General features: G+C 68.4%; 23 protein-coding genes and 2 tRNA genes. 10 read left to right on the forward strand and 15 right to left on the reverse strand.

Translation table 11 applies throughout. From position 1 onward, the window contains the following. Nucleotides 1–218: 218 nt before the first annotated feature. Nucleotides 219–647: a CBS domain-containing protein gene (locus tag ACX40P_RS00005; protein ID WP_459124256.1), complete on the reverse strand. Its 429-nt coding sequence runs from the start codon at nt 645–647 to the stop codon at nt 219–221. A 79-nt stretch (nt 648–726) separates the two neighbouring features. Between ACX40P_RS00005 and ACX40P_RS00010 the strand changes: the two genes are divergently transcribed. Then, a complete protein-coding gene (locus ACX40P_RS00010) occupies nt 727–1,056 on the forward strand; it encodes a hypothetical protein (protein ID WP_459124257.1) in 330 nt (109 codons plus the stop codon). A gap of 65 nt (nt 1,057–1,121) precedes the next feature. Here ACX40P_RS00010 and ACX40P_RS00015 read toward each other — a convergent pair whose 3' ends face one another. The 4 genes from ACX40P_RS00015 to hisS all read right to left on the reverse strand — a co-directional run bounded on the left by ACX40P_RS00015 (nt 1,122) and on the right by hisS (nt 5,636). After that, nucleotides 1,122–2,060, reverse strand: a complete 939-nt coding sequence (locus tag ACX40P_RS00015; protein ID WP_459124258.1) for a DUF4167 domain-containing protein — start codon at nt 2,058–2,060, stop codon at nt 1,122–1,124. A 249-nt stretch (nt 2,061–2,309) separates the two neighbouring features. Beyond that, complete coding sequence (gene prmC / locus ACX40P_RS00020; RefSeq protein ID WP_459124259.1) at nt 2,310–3,113, reverse strand: peptide chain release factor N(5)-glutamine methyltransferase; 804 nt, start codon at nt 3,111–3,113, stop codon at nt 2,310–2,312. Between the two features lie 121 nt (nt 3,114–3,234). Further along, nucleotides 3,235–4,311, reverse strand: coding sequence for a peptide chain release factor 1 (prfA, locus tag ACX40P_RS00025; protein WP_459124260.1), 1,077 nt, complete (start codon nt 4,309–4,311; stop codon nt 3,235–3,237). Continuing rightward, nucleotides 4,308–5,636 carry a histidine--tRNA ligase gene (gene hisS, locus ACX40P_RS00030; protein ID WP_459124261.1) on the reverse strand — a complete coding sequence of 443 codons (1,329 nt, stop codon included), beginning with the start codon at nt 5,634–5,636 and terminating at the stop codon, nt 4,308–4,310. The genes prfA and hisS overlap by 4 nt, the downstream gene beginning before the upstream one ends. A 99-nt stretch (nt 5,637–5,735) precedes the next feature. On the opposite strand from hisS, the gene ACX40P_RS00035 reads away from it, so the two are divergent. Together ACX40P_RS00035 and ACX40P_RS00040 are read left to right on the forward strand one after the other, a co-directional pair. Continuing rightward, nucleotides 5,736–5,809: transfer RNA gene (locus tag ACX40P_RS00035), tRNA-Gly, on the forward strand. 200 nt (nt 5,810–6,009) lie between these two features. Next, a complete protein-coding gene (locus ACX40P_RS00040) occupies nt 6,010–6,192 on the forward strand; it encodes a hypothetical protein (protein WP_459124262.1) in 183 nt (60 codons plus the stop codon). Between the two features lie 232 nt (nt 6,193–6,424). Here ACX40P_RS00040 and ACX40P_RS00045 read toward each other — a convergent pair. Then, nucleotides 6,425–6,510 (reverse strand) — tRNA-Tyr (locus ACX40P_RS00045). Nucleotides 6,511–6,690: 180 nt separating this feature from the next. Between ACX40P_RS00045 and ACX40P_RS00050 the strand changes: the two genes are divergently transcribed. Next, nucleotides 6,691–8,298 (forward strand): M20/M25/M40 family metallo-hydrolase, encoded by a 1,608-nt coding sequence (locus ACX40P_RS00050; RefSeq protein ID WP_459124263.1) that lies wholly within the window; start codon nt 6,691–6,693, stop codon nt 8,296–8,298. Then, nucleotides 8,295–9,053, forward strand: coding sequence for a 23S rRNA (guanosine(2251)-2'-O)-methyltransferase RlmB (gene rlmB / locus ACX40P_RS00055; RefSeq protein WP_459124264.1), 759 nt, complete (start codon nt 8,295–8,297; stop codon nt 9,051–9,053). The genes ACX40P_RS00050 and rlmB overlap by 4 nt, the downstream gene beginning before the upstream one ends. Before the next feature lie 153 nt (nt 9,054–9,206). Here rlmB and ACX40P_RS00060 read toward each other — a convergent pair whose 3' ends face one another. After that, the gene (locus ACX40P_RS00060; RefSeq protein WP_459124265.1) at nt 9,207–9,524 is read right to left on the reverse strand and encodes a 2Fe-2S iron-sulfur cluster-binding protein; all 318 of its coding nucleotides are present in this window, start codon (nt 9,522–9,524) and stop codon (nt 9,207–9,209) included. 63 nt (nt 9,525–9,587) lie between these two features. On the opposite strand from ACX40P_RS00060, the gene ACX40P_RS00065 reads away from it, so the two are divergent. Beyond that, nucleotides 9,588–10,211 (forward strand): DNA-3-methyladenine glycosylase family protein, encoded by a 624-nt coding sequence (locus ACX40P_RS00065; protein WP_459124266.1) that lies wholly within the window; start codon nt 9,588–9,590, stop codon nt 10,209–10,211. A gap of 184 nt (nt 10,212–10,395) precedes the next feature. Here the strand turns inward: ACX40P_RS00065 and ACX40P_RS00070 are convergent, their stop codons facing one another. After that, complete coding sequence (locus ACX40P_RS00070) at nt 10,396–11,238, reverse strand: outer membrane protein (RefSeq protein WP_459124267.1); 843 nt, start codon at nt 11,236–11,238, stop codon at nt 10,396–10,398. A gap of 158 nt (nt 11,239–11,396) precedes the next feature. Here ACX40P_RS00070 and parE point away from each other — a divergent pair, with 158 nt between their 5' ends. The 3 genes from parE to ACX40P_RS00085 are packed head-to-tail and all read left to right on the forward strand — an operon-like array spanning nt 11,397 to nt 15,889. After that, the gene (gene parE / locus ACX40P_RS00075; protein WP_459124268.1) at nt 11,397–13,391 is read left to right on the forward strand and encodes a DNA topoisomerase IV subunit B; all 1,995 of its coding nucleotides are present in this window, start codon (nt 11,397–11,399) and stop codon (nt 13,389–13,391) included. Further along, nucleotides 13,388–14,551 carry a hypothetical protein gene (locus tag ACX40P_RS00080; RefSeq protein ID WP_459124269.1) on the forward strand — a complete coding sequence of 388 codons (1,164 nt, stop codon included), beginning with the start codon at nt 13,388–13,390 and terminating at the stop codon, nt 14,549–14,551. The genes parE and ACX40P_RS00080 overlap by 4 nt, the downstream gene beginning before the upstream one ends. Nucleotides 14,552–14,587: 36 nt before the next feature. Beyond that, nucleotides 14,588–15,889, forward strand: coding sequence for a serine hydrolase (locus ACX40P_RS00085; RefSeq protein ID WP_459124270.1), 1,302 nt, complete (start codon nt 14,588–14,590; stop codon nt 15,887–15,889). A gap of 133 nt (nt 15,890–16,022) precedes the next feature. Here the strand turns inward: ACX40P_RS00085 and ACX40P_RS00090 are convergent, their stop codons facing one another. From ACX40P_RS00090 to ACX40P_RS00105, 4 genes are all read right to left on the reverse strand, one after another. Then, a complete protein-coding gene (locus ACX40P_RS00090; RefSeq protein WP_459124271.1) occupies nt 16,023–16,556 on the reverse strand; it encodes a GNAT family N-acetyltransferase in 534 nt (177 codons plus the stop codon). 12 nt (nt 16,557–16,568) lie between these two features. Then, on the reverse strand, nt 16,569–17,357 hold the full coding sequence (locus tag ACX40P_RS00095) for a LysR family transcriptional regulator (RefSeq protein ID WP_459124272.1): 789 nt from the start codon (nt 17,355–17,357) through the stop codon (nt 16,569–16,571). 109 nt (nt 17,358–17,466) lie between these two features. Continuing rightward, a complete protein-coding gene (apaG, locus tag ACX40P_RS00100; RefSeq protein ID WP_459124273.1) occupies nt 17,467–17,865 on the reverse strand; it encodes a Co2+/Mg2+ efflux protein ApaG in 399 nt (132 codons plus the stop codon). Continuing rightward, a complete protein-coding gene (locus ACX40P_RS00105) occupies nt 17,866–19,074 on the reverse strand; it encodes a trans-sulfuration enzyme family protein (RefSeq protein ID WP_459124274.1) in 1,209 nt (402 codons plus the stop codon). Nucleotides 19,075–19,121: 47 nt separating this feature from the next. On the opposite strand from ACX40P_RS00105, the gene ACX40P_RS00110 reads away from it, so the two are divergent. Continuing rightward, the gene (locus tag ACX40P_RS00110) at nt 19,122–20,360 is read left to right on the forward strand and encodes a phospholipid carrier-dependent glycosyltransferase (RefSeq protein WP_459124275.1); all 1,239 of its coding nucleotides are present in this window, start codon (nt 19,122–19,124) and stop codon (nt 20,358–20,360) included. 30 nt (nt 20,361–20,390) lie between these two features. Here ACX40P_RS00110 and ACX40P_RS00115 read toward each other — a convergent pair whose 3' ends face one another. The 3 genes from ACX40P_RS00115 to recO all read right to left on the reverse strand — a co-directional run bounded on the left by ACX40P_RS00115 (nt 20,391) and on the right by recO (nt 23,653). After that, complete coding sequence (locus tag ACX40P_RS00115; RefSeq protein ID WP_459124276.1) at nt 20,391–21,494, reverse strand: glycosyltransferase family 2 protein; 1,104 nt, start codon at nt 21,492–21,494, stop codon at nt 20,391–20,393. Then, nucleotides 21,491–22,534: a 3-isopropylmalate dehydrogenase gene (gene leuB / locus ACX40P_RS00120; RefSeq protein ID WP_459124277.1), complete on the reverse strand. Its 1,044-nt coding sequence runs from the start codon at nt 22,532–22,534 to the stop codon at nt 21,491–21,493. The genes ACX40P_RS00115 and leuB overlap by 4 nt, the downstream gene beginning before the upstream one ends. 390 nt (nt 22,535–22,924) lie before the next feature. Beyond that, on the reverse strand, nt 22,925–23,653 hold the full coding sequence (gene recO, locus ACX40P_RS00125; protein WP_459124278.1) for a DNA repair protein RecO: 729 nt from the start codon (nt 23,651–23,653) through the stop codon (nt 22,925–22,927). Between the last annotated feature and the right edge of the window lie 41 nt (nt 23,654–23,694).

Consider the following 23,694-nt stretch of genomic DNA (forward strand, 5'->3'; position numbering starts at 1 on the left):
CTCCAAAACGGTCAAACAGTTTTTGCAGATTTGTGTCAGGTTGTTCGTAACAACCTGGAAATAAATGATTTTATCCGGCGCTGATGCCGCCTCGCTCCAGATGCCGGAACCGAATCAGGCCGAATCAGCCCTCCGATTCAGCTGTTTCGAGGGTGAATCGCCATCCGACCCGATCCAAGATCGCCGCGTTGCGACATCCGTTCCTGGAGGAACCGCCCCTACGCCTGCTGGATATAGTCGCGCAGCGCCGAAGCCTCCGCCTCGATCCGGTCGATACGGAACTTCACGAGATCGCCGATCGAGACGATCCCGCCGAGCTCGCCATCCACGAGCACCGGCAAATGGCGGATCCGTCGCTGCGTCATTACCGACAGCGCGCCCAGCACGGGCTGGTCGGGCGCCACCATATGCGCCGGCGCCGTCATCGCCGCGCGGACCGGGCCGTCCAGCGCCTTGCCGCCATGTTCGGTCAGGCAGCCGATCACATCGCGTTCGGAAAACATGCCGACGACGCGGTCGCCGTCGATCACCGGCACCGCGCCGATGCCGCGCGTGGCGAGCAGCGTCACCGCCTCGCCCACCGTCGCATCGGCGTGGATGGTCGCCACGTCGGTGCCCTTGCCCTTCAGGATGGCCGCGATCGTCATCGCCTTCTCTCCCTATGCGCGCCCTCCGGGGCGTCTCCGGCGTTGAACATCCCACCATCCGCCGACAATGGAAAGTGCCATGACGAAGCCCAGCCATGATCGCGCCGGTCCGCTCGACGATCCCGCTCATGCGGCGTTCGTTTGGGCGCGGTTCCGGCGGATCATGCGGTGGATGGCGCTGGCGTCGGCGCTGGCCGCGATCGGGGCGGTGGCGCTGCTGTGGCATATGGTCGGGCCGCTCCCCATCCACATGGCGATCGCGACCGCGCTGGGCGTCGGCCTATCGATCCTGCTCGCCGCCGCGCTGATGGGGCTCATGTTCATGAGTTCGGGCAGCGGTCACGACGAGGCGGTCGAGCGCGCCGATCTCAATGCCGACGCCCCCGCCTGGCGCGACCGCGAGCGATAGCCGCAAACGAAAAGGGCCGGTCCCACACTGGCGGAACCGGCCCCTTCTATAACGTCGTCGACCGATCAGGCGGCCGGCGGAACCGCCTCGTCGTCGGTGCGCACCCGGCGCGGACGGCCGCGGCGCGGGCGCTCGGCCGGCGTCTCGTCGTCGCTCGCCGCTGCGACCGGTGCGATGGAGGGCGGCAGGACGGTGGCGTCGAAGCCGCTGTCGTCACTTTCAACCTCGACCGGGGCAGCACGGCGCGGACGGCCACGGCGCGGACGCTCGGCCTGGACCTCGTCGTTCGCGGGAGCCGGACGATCCTCGTCCGTCGTCTCGGGCCGGGCGTAGCTTCGCGCCGGACGACGATCGCCGTCCTCGCCCACATCGGAACGGTTCTCGGCGCGGTTCTCGCTACGGGGCGGATTGCCTTCGCTCCGACGCGGCCGCCGCTCGGCATCCTCGCCGGCATCGCCGCGCACATAGGCGGCGTTGCCATTGCTGTTGCCGTTACGCTGCGCGCGACGCTCGTCATCCGCATCGTTGCGGTTGTCGCTGCGGGCCTCGGCGCGGGGCGGGCGCTGTTCGCGGTCGCGGCGCGGGCGCCGTTCCTCGCGGACGTTGCCGTCCTCGTCGCCGTCGTCGTTGCGGCTGTCGTTGCGGTTCGACTGCTGCCCGAAGTTCGCCGGCGAGCCGATCTCGCCTTCGAAGCCGAAGTCGTCGCCGTCATCCTCCTCGGAATGATGGCGCCGGCCCTGGCCCTGCTGGTTCTCCTCCATCCGCGCGCGGCTTTCGCTCAGCACGCGGAAATAATGGTCGGCGAACTGCAGATAATATTCGGTGGTCACCCGGTCGCCGCTGCGTTGCGCGTCGGAGGCGAGGCTCTTGTATTTCTCGAGCAACTGGGCGGCATTGCCGCGCGCACGATTGTCTATACGATTGCCGTTATCCGTGCGGCCGGGGTTGCCCCCCGGGCGCTGGCCGCCACGTCCGCGACGGCGGCCGGCCTGACGATTGTTCATCAACGTGATCGGTCCTGTCCTGTTCTGGCATCGCCGGGCGCGAACATCATGAGCAGCCGTGCGACGTGTGACATCCCCCGGGCGTGTCCCCGGCACCGCCGCGGATCGCCCCGCCTTGGCCGCGCGACATTCAGCGGCTCTGTAGCGTGATCGGGTCGGCGCCGGTCCGCTGTCGGATTGGCGGCGCCTGCCCGCCCGACCCTTAGCGGGTGCAGCACATGACGCCAAGTCCTTATATCGCGTGACGCATCACGTCAGGACGAGGCAGCGCGGATGCCCCGCCAGATCCCGCCGCACCGCCACCGCAAAGCCCGCCGCCGCGAACAACGCACCCGCGCTATCCGCCTGCGTCGACCCGATCTCGACGCACGCCACCCCCCCCGGAGCCAGCTGCGCGCGCAGCACCGGCGCGAGTCCGCGGTAATCGTCGAGCCCGTCCGTGCCTGCGAACAGCGCCGACGCCGGCTCCCAGTCCCGCACTTGCGCGGGCAGCACGGCGTCACACTCTATATAAGGCGGGTTGCACAGGATCAGGTCGTGCGGCCCGCCATGTCCGGTCCAGTCGCCATGCAATATCGTCGCGCGCGCGGTGAAACCCAGCCGCCGCACATTCTCCCGCGCGATGTCGATCGCATCGTTGGAGGCGTCGATGCCGATCCCCACCGCCGCCGGCCATTCGTCCAGCGCCGCCAGCAGCAGCGCGCCCGATCCCGTCCCCAGGTCCAGCACCGACTGCGGCCCTGCCGTCCCCGCGAAATGCGCCACCGCCGCCTCGATCAGTGTCTCGCTGTCCGCGCGCGGCACCAGCACCCCCGGCCCGACCGACAGCTCGATCGTCCAGAACCCGCGCGTGCCGGTGATGTACGCGACGGGCTCCTGCGCCAGCCGCCGCTCGACCAGCACCGCGAACCCGGCGGGCGTGGGATCGTCGAGCCGCGACAGCAGCATCACATCGCGAGAGACGCCCAGCGCATGCGCCATCAGCAGTTCGGCATCGAGGCGGGGGGTGTCGGAAGTTATGCGGATGGCGGCGTGGGCAAGGGCGTGCAGCACGGAATAGCCCTCTCCCCTCGGGGAGAGGGTTGGGAGAGGGGGCGGTGTCTCACCGAGATCGACGTCCCCGGCCTGCCCGTCTCCCAAACCCTCTCCCCAGGGGGGAGAGGGCTTATCGCCATCAGTCATTCAACGCCGCCAGCCGGTCCGCCTCGTCCTGCGAGGACAGCGCCGCGATCAGCTCGCCCATCTCGCCCTCCAGTATCTCCGGCAGGCGGTGCAGCGTCAGGTTGATGCGGTGATCGGTCACCCGCCCCTGCGGGAAATTATAGGTGCGGATGCGTTCGGACCGGTCGCCGGATCCCACCATCGCCTTGCGCGTGCCCGATCGCTCGGCCGCCAGCCGCTCGCGCTCCGCCTCATAGAGCCGCGTGCGCAGCACCTTCAGCGCCTTGGCCTTGTTCTTGTGCTGCGACTTCTCGTCCTGCTGGATGACGACCAGCCCGGTCGGAAGATGCGTGATCCGCACCGCCGAATCAGTGGTGTTGACCGACTGGCCGCCCGGTCCCGACGACCGGTACACGTCGATGCGCAGGTCGCGCGCCTCGTCGATATGGACGTCGATATCCTCGGCCTCGGGCAGCACCGCGACCGTCGCGGCGGAGGTGTGGATGCGCCCGCCGCTCTCGGTCGCGGGCACGCGCTGCACGCGGTGGACGCCGCTTTCGAACTTCAGCTTCGCGAACACGCCGGTCCCCGTCACCGACGCGACGACCTCCTTGTAGCCGCCCGCATCGCTGGCGGAGGCGGAGATCAGCTCGACCCGCCAGCCCTGTCCGTCGGCATAGCGCTGGTACATCCGCATCAGGTCGCCCGCGAACAGCGCCGCCTCGTCCCCGCCGGTGCCGGCGCGGATCTCGAGCATCGCCGGGCGCGCGTCGGCGGCATCGCGCGGCAGCAGCGACAGCGCGAGCGAGCGTTCCGCCCCCTCCAGCGCCGCCGCATTGTCGCGCATCTCCTCGACCGCCATCGCGCGCAGCTCGGCATCACCGTCCTGCGCCATGAACGCGAGCGATTCACCCTCGGCGCGCAGCCGCCGCACCTCGGCGGCCGCCACCGCGACCGGCTCGACCTCGGCATATTCCTTCGACACCGCGACGAAGCGCTCGCCCGACAATTCGCCCGACGCCATCAGCGCCGACAATTCGTCACGCCGCGCTTCGATCTGGCGGATGCGGTCGGCGGGGATGCGGGTCATTCACTATCGCCGATGCGCAAGGCATCAATCAGCATTGTGCCGACAGAAGCGCCCTTATTCTGCTTCCATGCGTTTTCCCGCACGGCGCGCTGCACGTCAGCAAACTTTCGCTGAGGAATAGATAATTGCCCACCGTCACGCAGCAGCTTTAGCGTATATGACTGGCTTTCGACTTCGCTCGAGCCGACGATGATAGCCATATACGCATTTTGAGCGTCGGCTTTGGACAATCTACGCTTTAGGTTGCCGCGGTAGGCCATATCTACGTTAATGCCAGAACGGCGCAGGCTCGCCGCGAGGCTTGTTGCCACATCCAACGCAGATGCATCTGCTGGGATCACGACGATCTCGATATCTGGCCCCGCCGGCTCCGCCACCAGCATCGCCAAACGCTCGACCCCCGCCGCCCAGCCAACCCCCGGCGTCGGCGCGCCGCCCAGGCTCTCGACCAGCCCGTCATAGCGTCCGCCCGCCAGCACCGTCCCCTGCGCACCCAGCCGGTCGGTCACGAACTCGAACGCGGTGTGGCGATAATAGTCGAGTCCGCGCACCAGCCGGTCGTTGCGCGTCCACGCGACCCCCGCCGCATCCAGACCCGCCGTCACGGCGCCGAAGAAATCGCTCGCCTCGCTGGTCAGGAACCCGTCGATCCCCGGCGCGCTGTCGGCGATCGGCCGGTCGCGCGGATCCTTCGAATCGAGAATACGCAGCGGATTCTTGTCCAGTCGCGCCAGACTGTCCTCGGACAGGTCGCCGCGCGCGCCCTGGAAATGCTCGACCAGCGCCGCGCGCCACGCATCGCGCGTCGCCGCATCGCCCAGCGTGTTGAGCTGGAGCGTCACGCCCTCGATGCCCAGTTCCTTCAGCAGCTGGTCAGCGAACGCCAGCAGCTCGACGTCCGCCGCCGGCTCCGCCGCGCCCAATATCTCGGCGTCGATCTGGTGGAACTGCCGATACCGTCCCTTCTGCGGGCGTTCGTAGCGGAAGACGGGGCCGCTGGTCGCCAGCTTCATCGGCGCATGCTGCTGCCACCCGTTGCCGATGAACGCCCGCGCGATGCCGGCGGTGAACTCGGGACGCAGCGTCAGCGAATCGCCGCCGCGGTCGGGGAAGGTGTACATTTCCTTCGACACCACGTCGGTGGTCTCACCGATCGACCGCGCGAACACCTGCGTATCCTCGAAGATCGGCACCTCGACCCGGTCGAAGCAATAGAGCCGCCGCACGCGCTCGAACGCGTCGACGACATGCGCGAAGCGACGCTGCTCTTCGCCGAAGATGTCCTGCGTGCCACGAATGCGTTGGGGTGTCTGGATGCGCGCCATAGCGGCGGGGCTTTATTCGGAAACGCGGCGGATGCAATGGAGGCCGAAGATGACTGGCGACTTGAACCGCCCCGCGCCCCGCGCTAACCGGGCCGCGATGCGGGTATAGCACAATGGTAGTGCAGCAGCCTTCCAAGCTGAATACGCGGGTTCGATTCCCGCTACCCGCTCCAGCCTTCGCCAAGAATTAGCGGAGCTAATTCGCGATTAGCGAAGGCCCGGCCGGCCTCGGTCCCGCCGAGGACCGACGACGCGGCTCCGCCGCGGCGCCACCCGCCATCCACGCTCCCCACTCCCGGAGCGGCGCTCTCCCATCCCTTGCACCCCATGCCAGACCGGCGCATCCTCCCCCTACCAACTCCGGGAGCACTCCATGCGCCACCTGATCCTCGCCGCCGCCGGCCTTGCCCTCATCGCCGGCGCGCCCGCCGCCCTTGCCGCCCCATGCAAGGACGCGAAGGGCAAGTTCATCAAATGCCCGGACAAGAAGCCGGTCCGCTGCAAGCTGAACGGCAAGTTCGCGAAATGCGGCACGCCGGGAGCCAAGCCCGCCTGATCCACCATCGCGGCTGATGGCGGGTTCGTATCGCCGGGGTGGCTGTCCTACACGGCTATGATCTGCTGTGATCCGGGCATGGCCGAAACGTCGCTCCATACCTGCGAAGCCGTGTACTCTCGCACGCACGCCGCCGCACGTCTCAACTTTCTCAACATTCACGCTCAACTGAAATCTTGAATGTCGCCGATAGGAGCGGCGTCGCGGGCATATCGAACATCGTCGGGAAGGATGGTGGACAGGGCTGGATTCGAACCAGCGTACGCTTGCACGGGCAGATTTACAGTCTGCTGCCTTTAACCACTCGGCCACCTGTCCCCAGGGTCGTCGTCCGCATCGTGGGCACGCGAACGGTCCGCCTCCTGAACGGAAGCGAGGGCGCCCAATGCCCAAGCGCACCCGCGCTGTCAATTACCGTCCTGCCCGCCCGCGCCCCTTGCCCATACCGTGCGCGCCCAATAGCAGTGTCTTCATCCACGCTATCGTCAGGGGACATCGATGCGCCACCTCCTTCTCGCCGCCTCCGTCATCGCGCTCGCGACGCCTGCCACCGCGCAGACCGTCGACCGCGCGCAGATCAACCGCATCATCGACGAGGGCACGAACCAGTCCGAGGCGGTCGTCACCGCACAATATATGATGGACGTGATCGGTTCGCGCCTCACCAACTCGCCGGGGATGCGCAAGGCGGAAGCGTGGACGCAGGACAAGTTCCGCGACTGGGGCCTGAAGAACATCCACAAGGAGGGGTTCGACTTCGGCCGCGGCTGGTCGATCGTGTCGTCGAGCGTGCGCATGGTCACGCCCCGCCCGATCCAGCTGACCGCGATCCCGATCGCCTGGACGCCCGCCACCAACGGCCCGATCAGCGCGCCCGTCATCGTCGCGCCGATCAGTGCGGAGCGGCATTTCGACAAATGGCGCGGGCAGCTGCGCGGCAAGATCGTGATGATCTCGCTCCCCAGCCAGGGCTCCGAGCCGAGCGAGGCGCCGTTCGAGCGCCTGTCGGGCGACGACATCGCCAAGCTCGATACCTTCCGCCAGCCGCGCTACGATCCGGAAGGGTCGGACCGCCGCATCAAGCGGCTCGACTTCGCCAAGAAGCTCGACGCCTTCCTGAAGGCCGAGGGCGCGGTCGCCTATGCGACGCAGAGCTACCGCGACGGCAAGCTGGTCCACGGTGAGGGCTATCTGTTCGGCGCGGGCGACACGCCGGCGCTGCCGGGCGTGCAGATCGCCGCAGAGGATTACCGCCGCCTCGCGCGCCTCGCCAAGATGGGCCAGGCACCGACGCTGGAGATCAACAGCGACGTCCGCTTCGACGACAGCGATCGTCAGGCGTACAACATCCTCGCCGAAATCCCCGGTACCGATCCGAAGGCCGGCTACGTCATGGCCGGCGCGCACCTCGATTCCTGGGTCGCGGGCGACGGCGCGTCGGACAATGGCGCCGGGTCGGTCATGGTGATGGAGGCCGCGCGCATCCTGTCGAAGCTGGGCGTCCGGCCGAAGCGCACGATCCGCTTCGCTCTGTGGGCGGGCGAGGAACAGGGGCTGCTCGGCAGCCTCGCCTATGTCGAGCGCAACCTCGCCACCCGCGGCAACGGCGCCAATGCGCAGACGGGTCTGGCCCGCTTCTACGGCTGGTCGAACCGCTGGCCGGTGACGGCGCGGCCCGGCTATGATTCGCTCGCCGCCTATTTCAACATCGACAACGGCTCGGGCAAGCTGCGCGGCCTCTATGCGGAGAACAATCCCGCCGTCGTGCCGGTCTTCCGCGAATGGCTGTCGCCCTTCGCCGCGATGGGCGCGGGCAACGTCGTCATCAGCCGCACCGGCGGCACCGATCACGTCTTCATGCAGCAGGTCGGCATCCCGGGTTACCAGTTCATCCAGGATCCGCTCGACTACGAAAGCCGCGTCCATCATTCGTCGATCGACACGTTCGATCACATGAAGGCGGACGATTTGCGCCAAGGGTCGATCGTGCTCGCGGGCATGCTGCTGCAGGCCGCGAACGCCGACAAGCCGTTGCCGCGCGCCTTGCCGCAGCAGCCCAAGGTGACCGATCCCTTCGCCTACACCGATCCGGACGAAGAGCGTTGAGCCGCCGCGGCGCCGGCCAACGGCCCTCGAAGCAATCCGCCTCGCGCCCTCGCTTCTGGGGGCGCCACCCGGTGATGGCGGCGCTCGCCAATCCGGAACGCGTGGTGCGCAAGCTGTGGGGCACCCACGACGCGCTGCGCGCGCTGGGGCCGGTTTCCGAAAAGATCGTCGTGACGGTGGCGGAGGCTGCCGACCTCGCCCGCCTCGTCCCCTCCGACGCGCCGCATCAGGGGCTGGTGATCGAGGTCGATCCGCTGGAGGATATCTGGCTGGGCGACCTGCTGGCACAGGGGGTCGGCGACAACCGCCCGCTCGTCGTGCTCGATCAGGTCACCGATCCGCATAACGTCGGCGCGATCCTGCGCTCGGCCGCCGCGTTCGGCGCGCTCGGCCTCGTCACGCAGGACCGGCACGCGCCCCCCGAATCGGGTGCGCTCGCGCGCTCGGCGTCGGGCACGCTGGAGAGCGTGCCATGGGTCCGCGTCGTCAACCTCGCCCGCGCGCTGGAGGAGATCGCCGAGGCCGGCTACTGGCGCATCGGTCTGACCGGCACGGGCGAGGAAACGCTGGCGCAGGCGCTCGGCACCCGCAAGGTCGCGCTGGTCCTGGGCGCAGAGGGCGAAGGCATGCGCGCCAACACGGAAGCGCATTGCGACCAGCTGGCGAAGCTGCCGATCACCGACAAGGTCGAAAGCCTCAACGTCTCGAATGCTGCGGCGATCGCACTCTACGCGGTGGCGTCGGCGGCGGGGTAATGCCCCGCCCCTAGGCGTATCGACATTAAGTTCAGGCGGAGTCGAAAAGGGTGGTTCTGCGAGCATCGGAGCGCAGCGTACTTCAGGTAGGTGAGCACCGAAGCGCAGCAGAACCGCGCTTTGCAGGCCCGTCTGGGCTGAATGTCGATACGCCTAGTCCTCCGGCGCGATCGTGACGCGCAGGCCGTCCAGCGCGTCCTCGAACGGCAGCTGGCACGACAACCGGCTGGTCGCGTTGCGGTCGCTCGACGAATCGAGCAGGTCGTCCTCGTCCTCGGTCATCGGCGGCAGGCGGTCGAGGAACGCCGGGTCGACGAACACGTGGCAGGTCGCGCACGAACAGCACCCGCCGCACAGCGCGAGCAGCTCGTCGAAGCCATTGTCGCGGATGACCTCCATCACCGACAGGCCGGCATCGCCCTGAACGGCGCGTTCTTCCCCCTCGCGGGTCGTGACGATAAGGGTGGGCATCCGATACTCTCCTGTTGCGCGCCCGGCCATGCCGCGCCGCCGCCATGAATTCAAGGATCGCCGATGGGCCTGACCGCCGACCAGCTGAAGACCTCGCTCGACGCGCTGGCGGCGATCGAACCCGGCTTCGCCGCCGCCATCGACCGTGCCGGCTATCCGCCGCCGCGCGTCAGCGAGCGTGGCTATGCCACGCTGCTACGCACGATCATCGGGCAGCAGGTGAGTGTCGCCGCCGCGGCATCGGTGTGGAACAAGCTGGAAGCCGCGCTGGGCGACCTGACCGACCCGACGGTCGTCGCCGCCGCCAGCGACGAACAGCTCCGCGCCGCCGGCCTGTCGCGGCAGAAGGCCGGCTATGCCCGCAGCCTGGCCGACGAGATCACCAGCGGCCGGCTCGACCTCGACAACCTGCCCGCCGATGACGAGGAAGCGATCGCGCAACTCGTGCGGGTCAAGGGCATCGGACGCTGGTCGGCGGAAATCTACCTGCTGTTCGCGGAAGGCCGGCAGGACATCTGGCCGGCGGGCGACCTGGCCGTCCAGATCGAGATCGGCCGCATCCTCGGCCATGACGAGCGCCCTTCGGAGAAAGCGGTCCGCGCGCTTGCCGAACGCTGGCGCCCGCATCGCGGGGCGGCGGCGATCATGACGTGGCATCACTATCGCGTCGATATGGCGGTGATTTGAGGTGTCACAGGCAAGACACCGGCGTGCTCCCGCGTAGGCGGGAGCCCAGAGTTACAAAGCGCTGTCCTGAATAACGTCGAGTTTCCGCCTGCGCGCGAGCATGGTCTGATCCGAACGCCGTGCAAAAGAAAACGGCGGCCGGGTCGCCCCGGCCGCCGCTCGTCCTTGCCCGAGGGCGTCGCGATCAGAAGCGGAACGCCGCCGTCGCGCGCAGGCTGTGCCAGCGGAACTTGTCGTCGCTGCGGGCGAAATCGGTGCCGGCCGTGTTCGGCGCCAGGATGAATGGGTTTGTGGCGGCAGGCGCCGTGCCCTGCGTTGCGCGGACGCGATAGTCGCCGTCGTTGTACTGGTGATAGGTGTACTCGACGCCGATCGACACGCCGCTCTCGCCCAGCTGCTGCTCGATGCCGCCGCCGCCGACGAAGCCCCAGCGATTCTTGTCGCCGCGGCCCGTGAATGCGTTCTGCGCGTTGCTCGTGAAGAACTCGCGCTCGATGCGGGCATAGCCGACACCGCCGGTGCCGTAGAACAACGTGCTGTCGCCGGCGACATAGCCCAGACGGGCACGGGCGTTGGCTTCCCACTCGACGCTGCGGCTCATCTCGTAGCGGGCGGGCGTGGTCGAGAAGGCCGAGACGCTGTCGCGGATGTTGCTCTTGCCGAACTCGCCCAGCGCACCGACGACGATGCGGCCGTACTGCACGTCGGCACCGATGCGGCCGTTGTAGGTCCAGCCGTCCTTGTCATTGCGGCAGGCGGTGTTGCCGGTCGCGGTCGCCGCGCCGTTGCAGAAGCCCGGCGAGAAGGCGTTGGCGCCGGTCGTGGTCGTCACGGTGTCGCCGAAGCGACCGTCGAGGTTGCGATCGAACACGATGCGCGAGTCGCGATCGTTCGGCTGCACGTCGTAACCGCCCGAAGCGCCGACGTAGATGCCGTTGAAGCGGCCCTCGGTGGTGTCCTGCGCGAGCGCCGGTGCGGCGACGGCCATGCTAGCGCCCAGCAGCGCGACGTACTTCAACTTCAACATGATGCGACCCTTTTGCGTGTTCTGTTCGATGTCGGATGCGCAAACGGCGGATGGCCGCAGTCGATCCACTGCACCGCACAATGATTCAAATCAGTGACATTCCGGCAACATCTGCGCCGCCTTGGCAGCGTACCCCGGATGTTCCTATAGTCCCGGTCATGTCCCCACCCCCGTCGTCCGATCTGTTCGCCGCTGGCCAGCCGACCCCGGCCACCGATTATGACGCCTCGTCGATCGAGGTGCTGGAGGGGCTGGAGCCTGTCCGCCGCCGGCCCGGCATGTATGTCGGCGGCACCGACGAGCGCGCGCTCCACCATCTCGCCGCCGAGGTGCTCGACAACGCGATGGACGAAGCGGTCGCCGGCCACGCCACGCGGATCGAGATGACGCTGGAGGTGGGCAATCGCCTGACGATCGTCGACAACGGCCGCGGTATCCCGGTCGATCCACACCCGAAGTTTCCCGACAAGTCGGCGCTGGAGGTCATCCTCTCCACGCTCCATTCGGGCGGCAAGTTCGCCGGCAAGGCCTATGCGACATCGGGCGGCCTGCACGGCGTCGGCATCAGCGTCGTCAACGCGCTCAGCAAGGATACGGTGGTCGAGGTCGCGCGCGACCGGCAACTCTATCGCCAGCGGTTCGCGAAAGGCCTGACGCTCGGGCCGCTCGAACATGTCGGCGCCGCGCCCAACCGCCGCGGGACCTCGGTCGCCTTCACCCCAGACGACGAGATCTTCGGGCCGGAGATGCACTTCAAGCCCGCACGGCTGTACCGCCTCGCGCGCTCCAAGGCCTATCTGTTCGCCGGCGTCGAGATCCGCTGGCGCTGCGATCCCGCGCTCGTCACCGACGATACGCCAGCGGAAGCCGTGTTCCAGTTCCCCGGCGGCCTCGCCGATCACCTGAAGGAACAGGTCGGGGCGCGTGAATGCGCCACCGCGCAATTCTTCGTCGGGCGTCAGGACTTCCCGGATGCGCAGGGCCGGGTGGAATGGGCGGTCGCTTGGCCGCTGTGGTCGGACGGCAGCTACAGCTGGTATTGCAACACCATCCCGACCCCCGACGGCGGCACCCATGAACAGGGGCTGCGCCAGGCGCTGGTGCGCTCCCTGCGCGGCTTCGGCGATCTGGTGGGGCAGAAGAAGGCGAAGGACATCACCGCCGACGACGTGATGACCGGCAGCGAGCTGATGCTCAGCGTCTTCATCCGCGATCCTCAATTCCAGTCGCAGACCAAGGACCGGCTGACCTCGCCCGAGGCGACCGGCCTGGTCGAAAAGGCGATCCGCGACCATTTCGACCATTTCCTCAGCGACAACATGGACCGCGGTCGCGCGCTGCTGGGCTATGTGCTGGAGCGGATGGACGACCGCCTACGGCGCAAGCAGGAGCGCGAGGTCAAGCGCAAGACCGCCACCTCGGGCCGCAAGCTGCGCCTGCCCGGCAAGCTGACCGACTGTTCGGCCGACGACCCCAGGGGCACCGAACTGTTCATCGTCGAGGGCGATTCCGCCGGCGGATCGGCCAAGCAGGCGCGCGACCGCAAGACGCAGGCGATCCTGCCGATCCGCGGCAAGATCCTGAACGTCGCGTCGGCCACCGCGGCGAAGATCGGCGCGAATCAGGAGATCGCCGACCTGATCCAGGCGCTCGGCTGCGGCACGCGCAAGGATTGCCGGGCGGACACGCTACGCTACGAACGCATCGTCATCATGACCGACGCCGATGTCGACGGGGCGCATATCGCGACCCTGCTGATGACCTTCTTCTTTCAGGAGATGCCCGACATCGTGCGGCAGGGGCACGTCTATCTTGCGCAGCCGCCGCTTTACCGCCTGACCGTCGGCGCCAAGTCGCTCTACGCCCGCGACGACGCCCACCGCGCCGAGATCGAACGCACGATCTTCAAGGGCAAGAAGGTCGACGTCGCCCGCTTCAAGGGACTGGGCGAGATGAACCCGGCACAGCTGCGCGAAACCACGATGGACCCGAAGACACGCGGCATGTTGCGCATCATGCTGCCGCAGGAATATGAAGAACGCGCCGGTGTGAAGGATCTGGTCGACCGGCTGATGGGCACCAACCCCGCACACCGCTTCGCCTTCATTCAGGAGAATGCGGCGCGGATCGAGGAAGAGGCGATCGACGCGTGATGGGCTGGGCCGCACTGGCGCTTTCGATTCTGGCCCCGCCGCCCCAGCAGAGTGGCGCGGCAGGGAACGACAAGGTCATCGTCGTCACCGCACGCAGCACGGCGCAGACGGCGCGGGAGCTGGAGGCGTGCCTCGCCCGCAAATGCCCGTCCGCAGAGGATATCGAGGCGAGCCTCGTCCATGCGGAAAATCAATTCATCGCCGGCGACTATGCCGGCGCCCGCCATACGCTCGGCCAGTCGCGCGGCCGCAACATGCGGTTTGCGGCACAGCTCCCGGTGCCGGTCGGCGACCTGGCACGTGCCTATGCACGAATGTCGGCATTCGATGGACGTCTGGATTCGTCCCGCATCGCACAGATCGACTCTCTCGACGCTTTGAAGGCCGGTCTGACCGCCGACGATGGTCGCGTCCTCGCCCAACGACTGCTCGTCGCAGACGAATTCGTGCGGCAAGGCCGTATCCACACGGGCACCGCAATGTATGACAAGATTGCCCGACAGGCAGTTATGGCGAAACTGCCGGCGATCCAGGGGACCGCGATGCTGCGCCAGGCAGTGCTGTATAGCGCGATAGCCAAAACCTATCCCGCCTATCGCAGCGCCGCGCGCCAGCGCATCGCCCGGATCGACGCGACCACAGATCCCGCGCTCGCACCGTTCAGGGAAGCGATGCCGCTGCTGCGGGCGCACATTGCCGCTCTGGACGGCGATATGAAAGCGCTCGACCGAGAGATCGAAAGTATGGCCGCCAAACCGTTTCGGCGGCCCATGCTCGTATTCGCGCCGGCGATCGAGCTGGACAAGGCGCAGGGCTCGAAGTCGGGAAACGTGCAGTTAACGGGCGAGGCGCGACCGCAGTTCATCGACGTGACGTTCAAGATCGGGCGCGACGGCAAAGTCGGCGAGATCGAGACGCTGCGCAGGACGGATACGGTTAGCGGCACCTGGCCAGATCGCGTGTATAGGGCGCTTGCCGGGCGGCGGTATGCGCCGATCGATGCGGCAACGGATCCCGCGCTGCTCCGTCGTACCGAACGATTCTCGATGGTGTTCGGCGTAATCTCGAAAAAAGAAACGCGCATTCCAACACGATCACCGATCGGGCGGATCGTGTCGCTCGACCTGACGCCCGAGCCCACACCGCCATCTGCGACCTAAATTGCAACGAACAGATCGACCGTTATGCAAACCCTGTTGATCGCGCTGTCCCTGACCACCGCGACCCCAGCTAATCTCGCCCAGACGCCACCCGTCGCCGCCACAGCACCCGCGGCGTCGACCGAGCTACGCGCCCGAGCCGACGACCTGCTCGCCGTGCTGAAAGGCGGCGGCGATTACGACGCGCTGTTCGCCGATACGTTTCGCGCGCAGGTGCCGAAGCCGGCATTCGACGCGGTTCGCGCACAGGTCGTTGCCGGTGCCGGACAGCCGCTGGCGGTCGCTGCCGTCACCGCGAGCGCGCCGTTCGCGGGATCGATCGACATCCGCTACGAACGCGCCACCGCATCCTTCGTCATCGCGCTCGACGCGGCGGCGCCTCACCGGATCATTGGTCTGCGGCTGGTCGGCGTGTCGACCGCGGAAGCGACGCTGCCTGCGATCGACGCCGCGCTCGCCGCACTTCCCGGCACCACCGGCCTTCTCCTGACCCGCCTAGGCGGACCGAAGCCCGAACCGCTGGTCGCCCGCAACGCCGACCGTCAATTCGCGATCGGCTCCGAATTCAAGCTCGTCATCCTCGCCACGCTCGTCCGCGATCTCGCCGCGGGCAGGCGCCGCCTCGAGGACATGGTGACGCTCGACGGTGCGATGCGCCCCGCCGGCGGCTGGTCGACCGCGGCGAAGGGCACGCAGGTGTCGCTACGCGATCTCGCCGCGAAGATGATCTCGGTCAGCGGCAACAGCGCCACCGACATCCTGCTCGACACGCTCGGCCGCCGCGAGGTGGAGGGGATGATGACGACGGTCGGCATCGCCGCGCCGGCGCGGTCGCGCCCGTTCCTCTCGACCGGCGAGTTGTTCAAGCTGAAGGCGGTACCGGCGCTAGCCGACAAATATCTCGCCGCCGACGACGCCGGGCGCCGCGCGCTGCTGGCCGGCGACATCGCCCGCACGCCGCTCATCGTCGCGACCGGCCTGTTCGCGGACGGCAAGCCGGTGCGGATCGACAGCCTCGAATGGTTCTTCTCGCCGATGGACGTCGCGCGCACGCTCGACTGGATTCGCCGCAACACCGAGGCCGGCCCCGCCGCCGACATCCGCAAGATCCTCTCGATCAACCCCGCGCTGCCGCCCGCCACCGCCGCCAAATGGCGCTACATCGGTTACAAGGGCGGGTCGGAGCCGGGCGTGATGGCGATGAGCTGGCCGCTCCAGGCGCAGGACGGCGGCTGGTATGCGCTGTCGGGCAGTTGGAACGATCCGGCGAAGCCCGTCGACGAAACACGCTTCGCCGCCCTGATGCAGCGCGCCGCCGACCTCGCCGCGGCGCGGTGATGCGGCGTGCCGATCGATCACCTAATCGTTCGCCCTGAGCGAAGTCGAAGGGCATTTTCCCGTCAGGTGCTTCGACTGCGCTCAGCACTTAAGGGAAATGGGGCAGGCAAGTAAGGATGAGGAATAGGCAGCCCTACCGCCGCCACTCGTCCTTCAGCAGCCCCCAGATCAAACTGTCGCGCACGCCGATATGCGTCTCCCATTCGGCGCGCAGCCGCCCCTCCTGCATGAAGCCCAGCCGGCGGAGCAGCCCGTTCGACGCGTCGTTGTCCGGGTCGGTATCGGCATAGATCCGCCGCGCCCCTTCGGCGAACAGCAGGTCGATCAGCCGCCCGACGCCTTCCCGCGCGAAGCCCCGGCCCCAGTCGCGGCGCAGCACCATATAGCCGATCTCGCACACCCCCGGCCGCGTCTCGTGCGCCGCGAGCGAACCGACGATGCGCCCATCGCGCGCCGTCGCCATCACCCATCCGCACCACCCCGCAGACGGCCCGCGCGATCGCAGATAGGCGCGCGTCTCGGCGATGTCGGCATGCGGCCCGCTCGACCACCAGGTCATCAGCCCTTCGTCGCCGTAAGCTTCGAACAGCGCGGCGGCATCCTCGGGCGCCTGTTTTCGCATCCGCAGCCGTTCGCTCGCGAAGCGAACGTCGGACAGGTCACGCATCAAGACGCCCCATCATTGGGCAAGCGCGTCGACCAGCGCCTTCACCTTCTTCTGCCGCCACTGCGGCAACGGCGCGACCAGCCAATAGCCGTGGGCGGAGGCGGTCGGCTCGCCGATCACCACCACGCGCCCGGCGGCGATGTCGGCGCGCGCAACCAGTTCGGGCACGCACGCCCGGCCCAGTCCCGCCGCCGCGGCGTCGACCGCGAGTCCCGCATCGGCGACCGCGACCGTCGCCGCCTCGTCCTCGCCCGGACAGCCCGGCCAGCCGATCGCGACGTCGCGCCCGCCCGCCGGCGCCGCGACGGTCACCATCCCGTCCGATTCGAGTCCCTCGCCCTCATGCTCGCCCGGCCCCGCGCCCCATCGGATCGCGAGGTCGAGGTTCGCCTGCGCGAAGTCGACATCCTCGTCGCCGACGATGCGGAAGCGCAGGTCGGGATCGGCGGCGGTCAGCGCGGTCAGTCGCGGCATCAGCCACTTGGCGGTGATATCGCGTGGTGCTGCGATCGTCAGCGCCTTCGACGACTGGCCGGCCTGCATCGCCCGTACCGCTTCCTCGAACTGGAGGAACGCGGACCGCAGCGCGACCAGCCCGGCCTCACCCTCGGGCGTCAGCTCCAGCCCCTTGGTCGTGCGCCGGAACAGCACGGTGCCCAGCGTATCCTCCAGCGCGCGGATCTGCTGGCCGACGGCCGCCGGCGTCACCGCCAGCTCGTCGGCCGCGCGCGTGAACGACAGGTGGCGCGCGGCGGCATCGAGCACGCGCAGGCCGTTGAGGGGAAGGTGGGTACGCTTCATGTTCTGTCACCCTCACCCTTCCCACCCGGCTGCGCCGGGCGGGCCTCTTCCCTCTCCCATTGGGAGAGGGAGGGAGGCGCGCAGCGCCGGAAGGGTGAGGGTGACACACTCACGCCCCCACCGCCGGCGCCAGCAGCGCGAATTTCGGGATCGCCACGTCGAAGCGCTCGCCGTCCTCGGCGATCATGCGATAGCTGCCCTGCATCGTGCCGCTCGGAGTGGAGAGCGGACAGCCCGAGACATAGTCGTAGCTGGCGCCCGGCGCGATCACCGGCTGCTCGCCGATCACGCCCTCGCCCTCTACCGAATGGCGCGCGCCGCGGCCGTCGGTGATGATCCAGTGGCGGGTCAGCAGCTGGATGGTGCGCGCCGATCCGTTTTCGATCCGGATATGATAGGCCCAGAACCAGCGTCCGCGCCCCGGCTCCGACTGGTCGGCCAGATAGCTCGCGGCGACGCGGACGACCACGCCGTCGGTCTCCGCCGCATGGCCGAACAGCAGGTCCATCTAGAGCCCGACCGCCTGCAATGCCTGGTCGAGGTCGTCGATCAGGTCCTGCGGATCCTCCAGCCCGATGTTCAGCCGCAGCATCCCCTCGGTCACGCCCATTTCCAGCCGCTTCTCCTCGCTCACGCCCGAATGGGTGGTGGAGGACGGATGCGTCATCAACGAGCGCGAATCGCCGATATTGTTCGATATGTCGATCAGCTGCAGCGCATCGAGCAGGCCGTGCGCCTGCGCGCGCCCGCCATCGAGCCGCAGCGCGAAGATGCACCCGGCCATGTCCATCTGCGACATGGCGAGCGCGTGCTGGGGATGGCTCGGCAGGCCGGGGTGCAGCACCTCCGGCACGCGCCCCTCCAGGAAGCGCGCCACCGTCAGCGACGATTCGCTCTGCCGCCGGATGCGCAGGTCGAGCGTCTCCAGCCCCTTCAACACGACCCATGCATTGAACGCGCTGAGCGTCGGACCGGTATTGCGGGTGAAGGGCAACAGCGTGTTGGTGATGAAATCCTCGGTTCCGCACACCGCGCCGGCCAGCACGCGGCCCTGCCCGTCCATCATCTTCGTCGCCGAATAGGCGGTGACGTCCGCGCCATACTCCATCGGACGTTGCAGCGCCGGCGTGGCGAAGGCGTTATCGACGACGGTGCGAATGCCACGCTCGCGCGCGATGCCGCAGACCGCACGAAGGTCGACCACGTCCATCGTCGGGTTGGCCGGCGTCTCGAAAAAGTAGAGCTTCGTGTTATCCTGCGTCGCCGCCGCGAACTGGTCGGCGTCGCGCGCATCGATGATCGTCGTGGCGATGCCGAACTTCGGCAGCAGCGTGTCGGTCAGCCAGCGGCAAGACCCGAACGCCGCGCGGCCCGCGACGACATGGTCGCCCTGTTCCAGCTGGCACAGCAGCGCCGCCGTCATCGCCGCCATGCCCGATGCCATCGTCCGGCACGCCTCCGCCCCCTCGATCAGGGCGATGCGCTGTTCCAGCATTTCGACCGTCGGGTTCTGCAGTCGGCTGTAGGTCATGCCCTGCTGCTCGCCGGCGAAGCGCGCCGCGGCGTCGCCGGCGCAGTCGTAGGCATAGCCCGAGGTGAGAAACAGCGCTTCGCTCGTCTCCCCGAACTCGCTGCGCGCGGTGCCCCCGCGCACGGCGCGCGTCGCCGGGCGCCAGTTGCGGGTGATCGACGGGTCCTGTCCGGTACGGCGTTTCATGTCATATGCCTTGCCGGACGCACTCGCCTGACGCAACCATGCGGGCGATGTCGACGCTGATCCGCCGCCCCGCCCTGCTCGCGCTGCTGATCGCGCTCGCCGCCCAGTTGCTGTTCTCGGTCAACGTCGCGCGCCCGTCGAAGCCCGTGTTCGACGAGGTCCACTACGTCCCCGCCGCCCGCACGCTGATCGCGCGGGAGCGACCGGTGAACATCGAACATCCGCTGCTCGGCAAGACGCTGATCGGCTGGGGGATCCAGGCGATCGGCGACCGGCCGCTCGGCTGGCGCGCGATGTCGACGCTGGCCGGGACCGCGACGGTGCTGGGCGTCTTTGCGATCCTGCTGCTGCTGTTCGGATCGGCGCGCACGGCGGGGTACGGCGCGCTGTTCGCGATGCTGAACATCACGCTCTATGTCCATGCACGCATCGCGATGCTGGAGCCGTTCCTGGGCGCGTTCGTCACGCTGGGCGTGGCCGCGCTGCTGTGGTCGATGCGCAGCGCCCCGCGCGACGTGCTGTGGCGCTGGATGCTCGGCGCCGCGCTGCTCGGGTTCGCGACCGCGGTGAAATGGACCGCGGCGCCCTATATCGCGTTTGCCGCCATCGCCTTCCTGGCGAATTGCCACAGACGCCCCGACCTCTGGCCGGGATTGAGCCCGCGCAATGCGATCCTGTCGCTCGGCGGTGTCAGCATCCTCGCCTATTTCCTGACATTCGCTCCAGCCTTCGCCTATGCCGAGGAGCCGCTGACGCTTGCGCGGCTGCTGCCGTTCCAGTGGGAGATGTACGAGCGCCAGACGCAGGTGCTCGCCCCCCACCCCTATCAGTCCGACTGGTGGACGTGGCCGCTGATGATCCGGCCGATCTGGTATCTCTACGAACCCGTCGACGGCGCGGTGCGCGGCATCCTCTACGTCGGCAATCCGGCGGTGATGTGGGGCGGGCTGGTCGCGGTGATCTGGCTGGCGGATCGCTGGTGGTCGACACGCGACCGGAAGGCGGGCAGCATCGCGCTACTCTGGATCGCCAGCCTCGCGATGTGGGCGGCGATCCCGAAGAGCCTGGGCTTCTATTACTATTACCACCTCAGCGGCATCTGGCTCGCCATCGCGATCGCCGCCGCCTTCCACATCCGCGCGAAGGGGCGACGCGACGACGCCATCTTCCTCTTCACCTGCGCGGTGATCGGGCTGTTCGCCTATTTCTACCCGATCATCTCCGCCGCCGCCCTGCCGGATGCGCAGGGGTTCAATCGGTGGATGTGGTTCGGGAGCTGGCGGTAGAAGGTAGACGTCAGGCGGTCACTTCCCCCCCTATTTGTACCGCCCCCACGTGAACCGCGAAGACAGCGCGAAATTCCACACCGCCGCCACCAAGATACCCGCCAGCGCCGACACCGCCCAGCCGCCGTCCTGCGCGTCGTGCAGGAATGCCGCCACGCCGACGTTCGCCGCCGCGCCCACCGCGCAGACCAGGCAGAAGCTGACCCACCCGTCGAACAGCACCTTCGCCCCCTTCAGACGCCGGTCGCGATAGGTCAGCGCGTTGTTCAGGAAGAAGTTGAACGTCATCGCCACGATCGTCGCCACCACGGTCGCCGCGATGAAGCCCGTCCCGATTGCGCGGTATAGGAACCAGACGATCGACAGATGCACCGCCGCCCCCGCCGCGCCGATGCCGCTGAACATCGCGAAGCGCACGGGGATGACCTTGCCGAACATCCGGTCATACAGCGCGATCAGATACTCCATCGCCACGACGTGATCGAGCTTGCTCTCCCCCGCCTCGCGCACGCGGAACGTATAGGGCAGCTCGCGGAAGGCGAGCGGTCGCGGGCTCGCCGTCATGATGTCGAGCAGGATCTTGAACCCGATCCCCGACAGCACCGGCACCAGTTCGCGCAACCGCTCGGTACGGATCGCGAAGAACCCCGACATCGGGTCGCTCAGCTCCGCCTTCAGCACCCGCCGCGACAGCCGCGTCGCGAACGCCGACTTGGCCACCCGGTCCCGGTCCCAGTCCCCCGTCCCGCCGCCGTCGACGAAACGCGACCCGATCACCAGATCGAGCGCCGCATCGCCCGCCAGCGTGTCGAGCATCTGCGGGAGCAGCGTCTCGTCATGCTGCAGATCGCCGTCGATCACCGCCACCACCGGCGCCGCGGTCGCGCACATCCCCTCGATACACGCCGACGACAGGCCGCGCCGCCCGATCCGCTGGATCACCCGCACCCGCGCATCGATCCGGCCCAGCTCCCGCGCGACATCCGCGGTACCGTCGGGCGAATCGTCATCGACGAAGATCGCTTCCCACCGCCGCCCGGCCAGCGCCGCGTCGAGCTTCGCGACCAACGTCGCGACGTTCGCCGACTCGTTGAAGACGGGGACGACAACAGCGATCTCCAGCAAATCGCTCACAGCCGCGCGATCACCGCGTCGCCCATCGCCCGCGTCGTCAGCGTACCGCCCAGATCGAACGTCCGCGCCCCGCCCTTCAGCGCCGCGATCACCGCACCCTCGATCCGGTCGGCGACGTCGGCGCGATCGAGCGAGTGGCGCAACATCATCGCCGCCGACAGGATCGTCGCGCACGGATTGGCCTTGCCCGTGCCGGCGATGTCGGGGGCGGAGCCGTGGATCGGCTCGTACATCCCCTTGCCCCCGTCGGAGAGCGACGCGGACGGCAGCATCCCGATCGACCCCGCGCACATGCTCGCCTGATCGGACAATATGTCGCCGAACAGGTTGCCCGTCACGATCGTGTCGAACTGGCCGGGATTGCGCACCAGCTGCATCGCGGCATTGTCAACGTACATGTGGGTCAGCGCGACGTCGGGATAGTCCGCCGCCGTCTCGATCACCACGTCGCGCCACAGCTGCGAGGTGTCGAGCACATTGGCCTTGTCGACCGAGCACAGCTTGCCCGTCCGCCCGCGCGCCGTCTCGAACCCGACGCGCGCGATGCGCCGCACCTCGGCCTCGTCATAGGCCATCATGTCATAGCCCTGACGCAGGCCGTCCGCCGTCTCGCGCCGCCCCTTCTCGCCGAAATACACGTCGCCCGTCAGCTCGCGCACGATGACCAGATCGATCGCGCTCGCCACCTCGGGCCGCAGCGCGGACGCATCCTCCAGCCCCGGAAACAGCTTCGCCGGGCGCAGATTGGCATAGAGGTTCAACGCCTTGCGCAGCCCGAGGATCGCCTGCTCGGGCCGCAGCGCGCGTTCGAGGTTGTCGAACCGCGTATCGCCCACCGCCCCGAACAGCACCGCATCCGCGCGATCCGCCAGCGCCAGCGTCTCTGGCGGCAACGGATGCCCCGTCGCCGCATAGGCCGCGCCGCCGACCAGCCCCTCTTCATAGGTGAAGTCGAGATCGAGCGCATCGAGCATCCGCCGCGCCTCGGCAACGACTTCGGGTCCGATCCCGTCTCCGGGCAGCAGGGCGATCAAGGGCATCGGCAGACTCCCCCCTCCCTGATCGAGGGAGGGGCTGGGGGTGGGTCGGTGTGGGGCGGTCGATGCGCATGCCTCGGGCCAACCCACCCCCGCCCCCTCCCTTGTCAGGGAGGGGAGTGTCAAGAGACCGCCCGCGCGATCCGGTCACCGGACAGCAAAAGCCCTCCCCTCCCTGGTCAAGGGAGGGGCCGGGGGTGGGTCGGCATGGGGCAGGCGATGCACGTGCCTCCGGTCAGCTCGCCCCCACGTCGACAAGCTGGCGCCATGCTCTTCGACGACAAACACCGTGCTCCCGCGCAGGCGGGAGCCCAGAGTCGTAAAGGGCGATGTTTGTGACTCTGGGCTCCGGCTTGCGCGCGAGCACCGGCAAAAAGCCGTACGAACACAACGTCACACCGCCCGCGCGATCCTATCCACCAGCCGCTCGCGCGCCGCCAGCGCATCCGCCGCGCGTCCGTGCAGCAGGTCACGCGCGATGAAGTGGCCCGTCACTGCCAGCCCGTCGACGATCGCGCCCCACTCCGCCTCGCCGCCCGCGATCAGGAACGGCGGCAGCCGCAGCAACCGCGCCTCATACCCGACCGCCGCCGCCCGGCTCACCGCCCCACCGCTCTTCGGGCTGACGAACGCCAATTCGTCGCCAGCTCCCGTCACTACGCAGGTCGTCAGATCAAGCCCGAATCCCAGCTCCGCCAGCAACAGCAACTCGTACCGTACCAGCGCCACCGCCCAGCCGCGCGCGCCCGGCGCCGCCTCGATCGCCGCGATCACTCCGTCCAGCGCAGCATACAGCCGCTGATAGGGCTGCGCCTCGGGCAGCGCCGCCGCAGTCAGCGCGGTCGCCCATTCCAGCGCCGCCGCCGCCAGCGGCTCGGCATAGAGCGCCGCGCGGCTGTCGAGCAGTTCGACGGTCAGCCCCGCCAGCGCATCGTCGGTGCGCGACCGCCATTCGCCCAGCACGCGGTTGGCGGGCTGCAACACCGGCCGCAACCGCCGCCCGTGCCCGCCGCGGACATAGCCCGGCTGCACGCCGTCATCCGGCGTCAACGCCCGCACCACCGCGCCATGCTCGCCATGCGCACGGATCGACAGGACGATGGCGGGCGCGCGCAGGTGCATCCCGCGACGCTACCAGACCCGCCTGCCGGCGGGGAGGGGCG

Source organism: Sphingomonas sp. RS2018, from assembly GCF_054489605.1.

Bases quoted from the DNA above. Each gene is read 5' to 3' on its own strand.
- ACX40P_RS00005 (WP_459124256.1), bottom strand. From the start codon at position 647: ATGACGATCGCGGCCATCCTGAAGGGCAAGGGCACCGACGTGGCGACC.
- ACX40P_RS00010 (WP_459124257.1), top strand. From the start codon at position 727: ATGACGAAGCCCAGCCATGATCGCGCCGGTCCGCTCGACGATCCCGCT.
- ACX40P_RS00015 (WP_459124258.1), bottom strand. From the start codon at position 2,060: ATGAACAATCGTCAGGCCGGCCGCCGTCGCGGACGTGGCGGCCAGCGC.
- prfA (WP_459124260.1), bottom strand. From the start codon at position 4,311: ATGACCCGCATCCCCGCCGACCGCATCCGCCAGATCGAAGCGCGGCGT.
- hisS (WP_459124261.1), bottom strand. From the start codon at position 5,636: ATGGCGCGCATCCAGACACCCCAACGCATTCGTGGCACGCAGGACATC.
- ACX40P_RS00040 (WP_459124262.1), top strand. From the start codon at position 6,010: ATGCGCCACCTGATCCTCGCCGCCGCCGGCCTTGCCCTCATCGCCGGC.
- ACX40P_RS00050 (WP_459124263.1), top strand. From the start codon at position 6,691: ATGCGCCACCTCCTTCTCGCCGCCTCCGTCATCGCGCTCGCGACGCCT.
- ACX40P_RS00060 (WP_459124265.1), bottom strand. From the start codon at position 9,524: ATGCCCACCCTTATCGTCACGACCCGCGAGGGGGAAGAACGCGCCGTT.
- ACX40P_RS00065 (WP_459124266.1), top strand. From the start codon at position 9,588: ATGGGCCTGACCGCCGACCAGCTGAAGACCTCGCTCGACGCGCTGGCG.
- ACX40P_RS00070 (WP_459124267.1), bottom strand. From the start codon at position 11,238: ATGTTGAAGTTGAAGTACGTCGCGCTGCTGGGCGCTAGCATGGCCGTC.
- parE (WP_459124268.1), top strand. From the start codon at position 11,397: ATGTCCCCACCCCCGTCGTCCGATCTGTTCGCCGCTGGCCAGCCGACC.
- ACX40P_RS00090 (WP_459124271.1), bottom strand. From the start codon at position 16,556: ATGCGTGACCTGTCCGACGTTCGCTTCGCGAGCGAACGGCTGCGGATG.
- ACX40P_RS00095 (WP_459124272.1), bottom strand. From the start codon at position 17,357: ATGAAGCGTACCCACCTTCCCCTCAACGGCCTGCGCGTGCTCGATGCC.
- apaG (WP_459124273.1), bottom strand. From the start codon at position 17,865: ATGGACCTGCTGTTCGGCCATGCGGCGGAGACCGACGGCGTGGTCGTC.
- ACX40P_RS00105 (WP_459124274.1), bottom strand. From the start codon at position 19,074: ATGAAACGCCGTACCGGACAGGACCCGTCGATCACCCGCAACTGGCGC.
- ACX40P_RS00110 (WP_459124275.1), top strand. From the start codon at position 19,122: ATGTCGACGCTGATCCGCCGCCCCGCCCTGCTCGCGCTGCTGATCGCG.
- leuB (WP_459124277.1), bottom strand. From the start codon at position 22,534: ATGCCCTTGATCGCCCTGCTGCCCGGAGACGGGATCGGACCCGAAGTC.
- recO (WP_459124278.1), bottom strand. From the start codon at position 23,653: ATGCACCTGCGCGCGCCCGCCATCGTCCTGTCGATCCGTGCGCATGGC.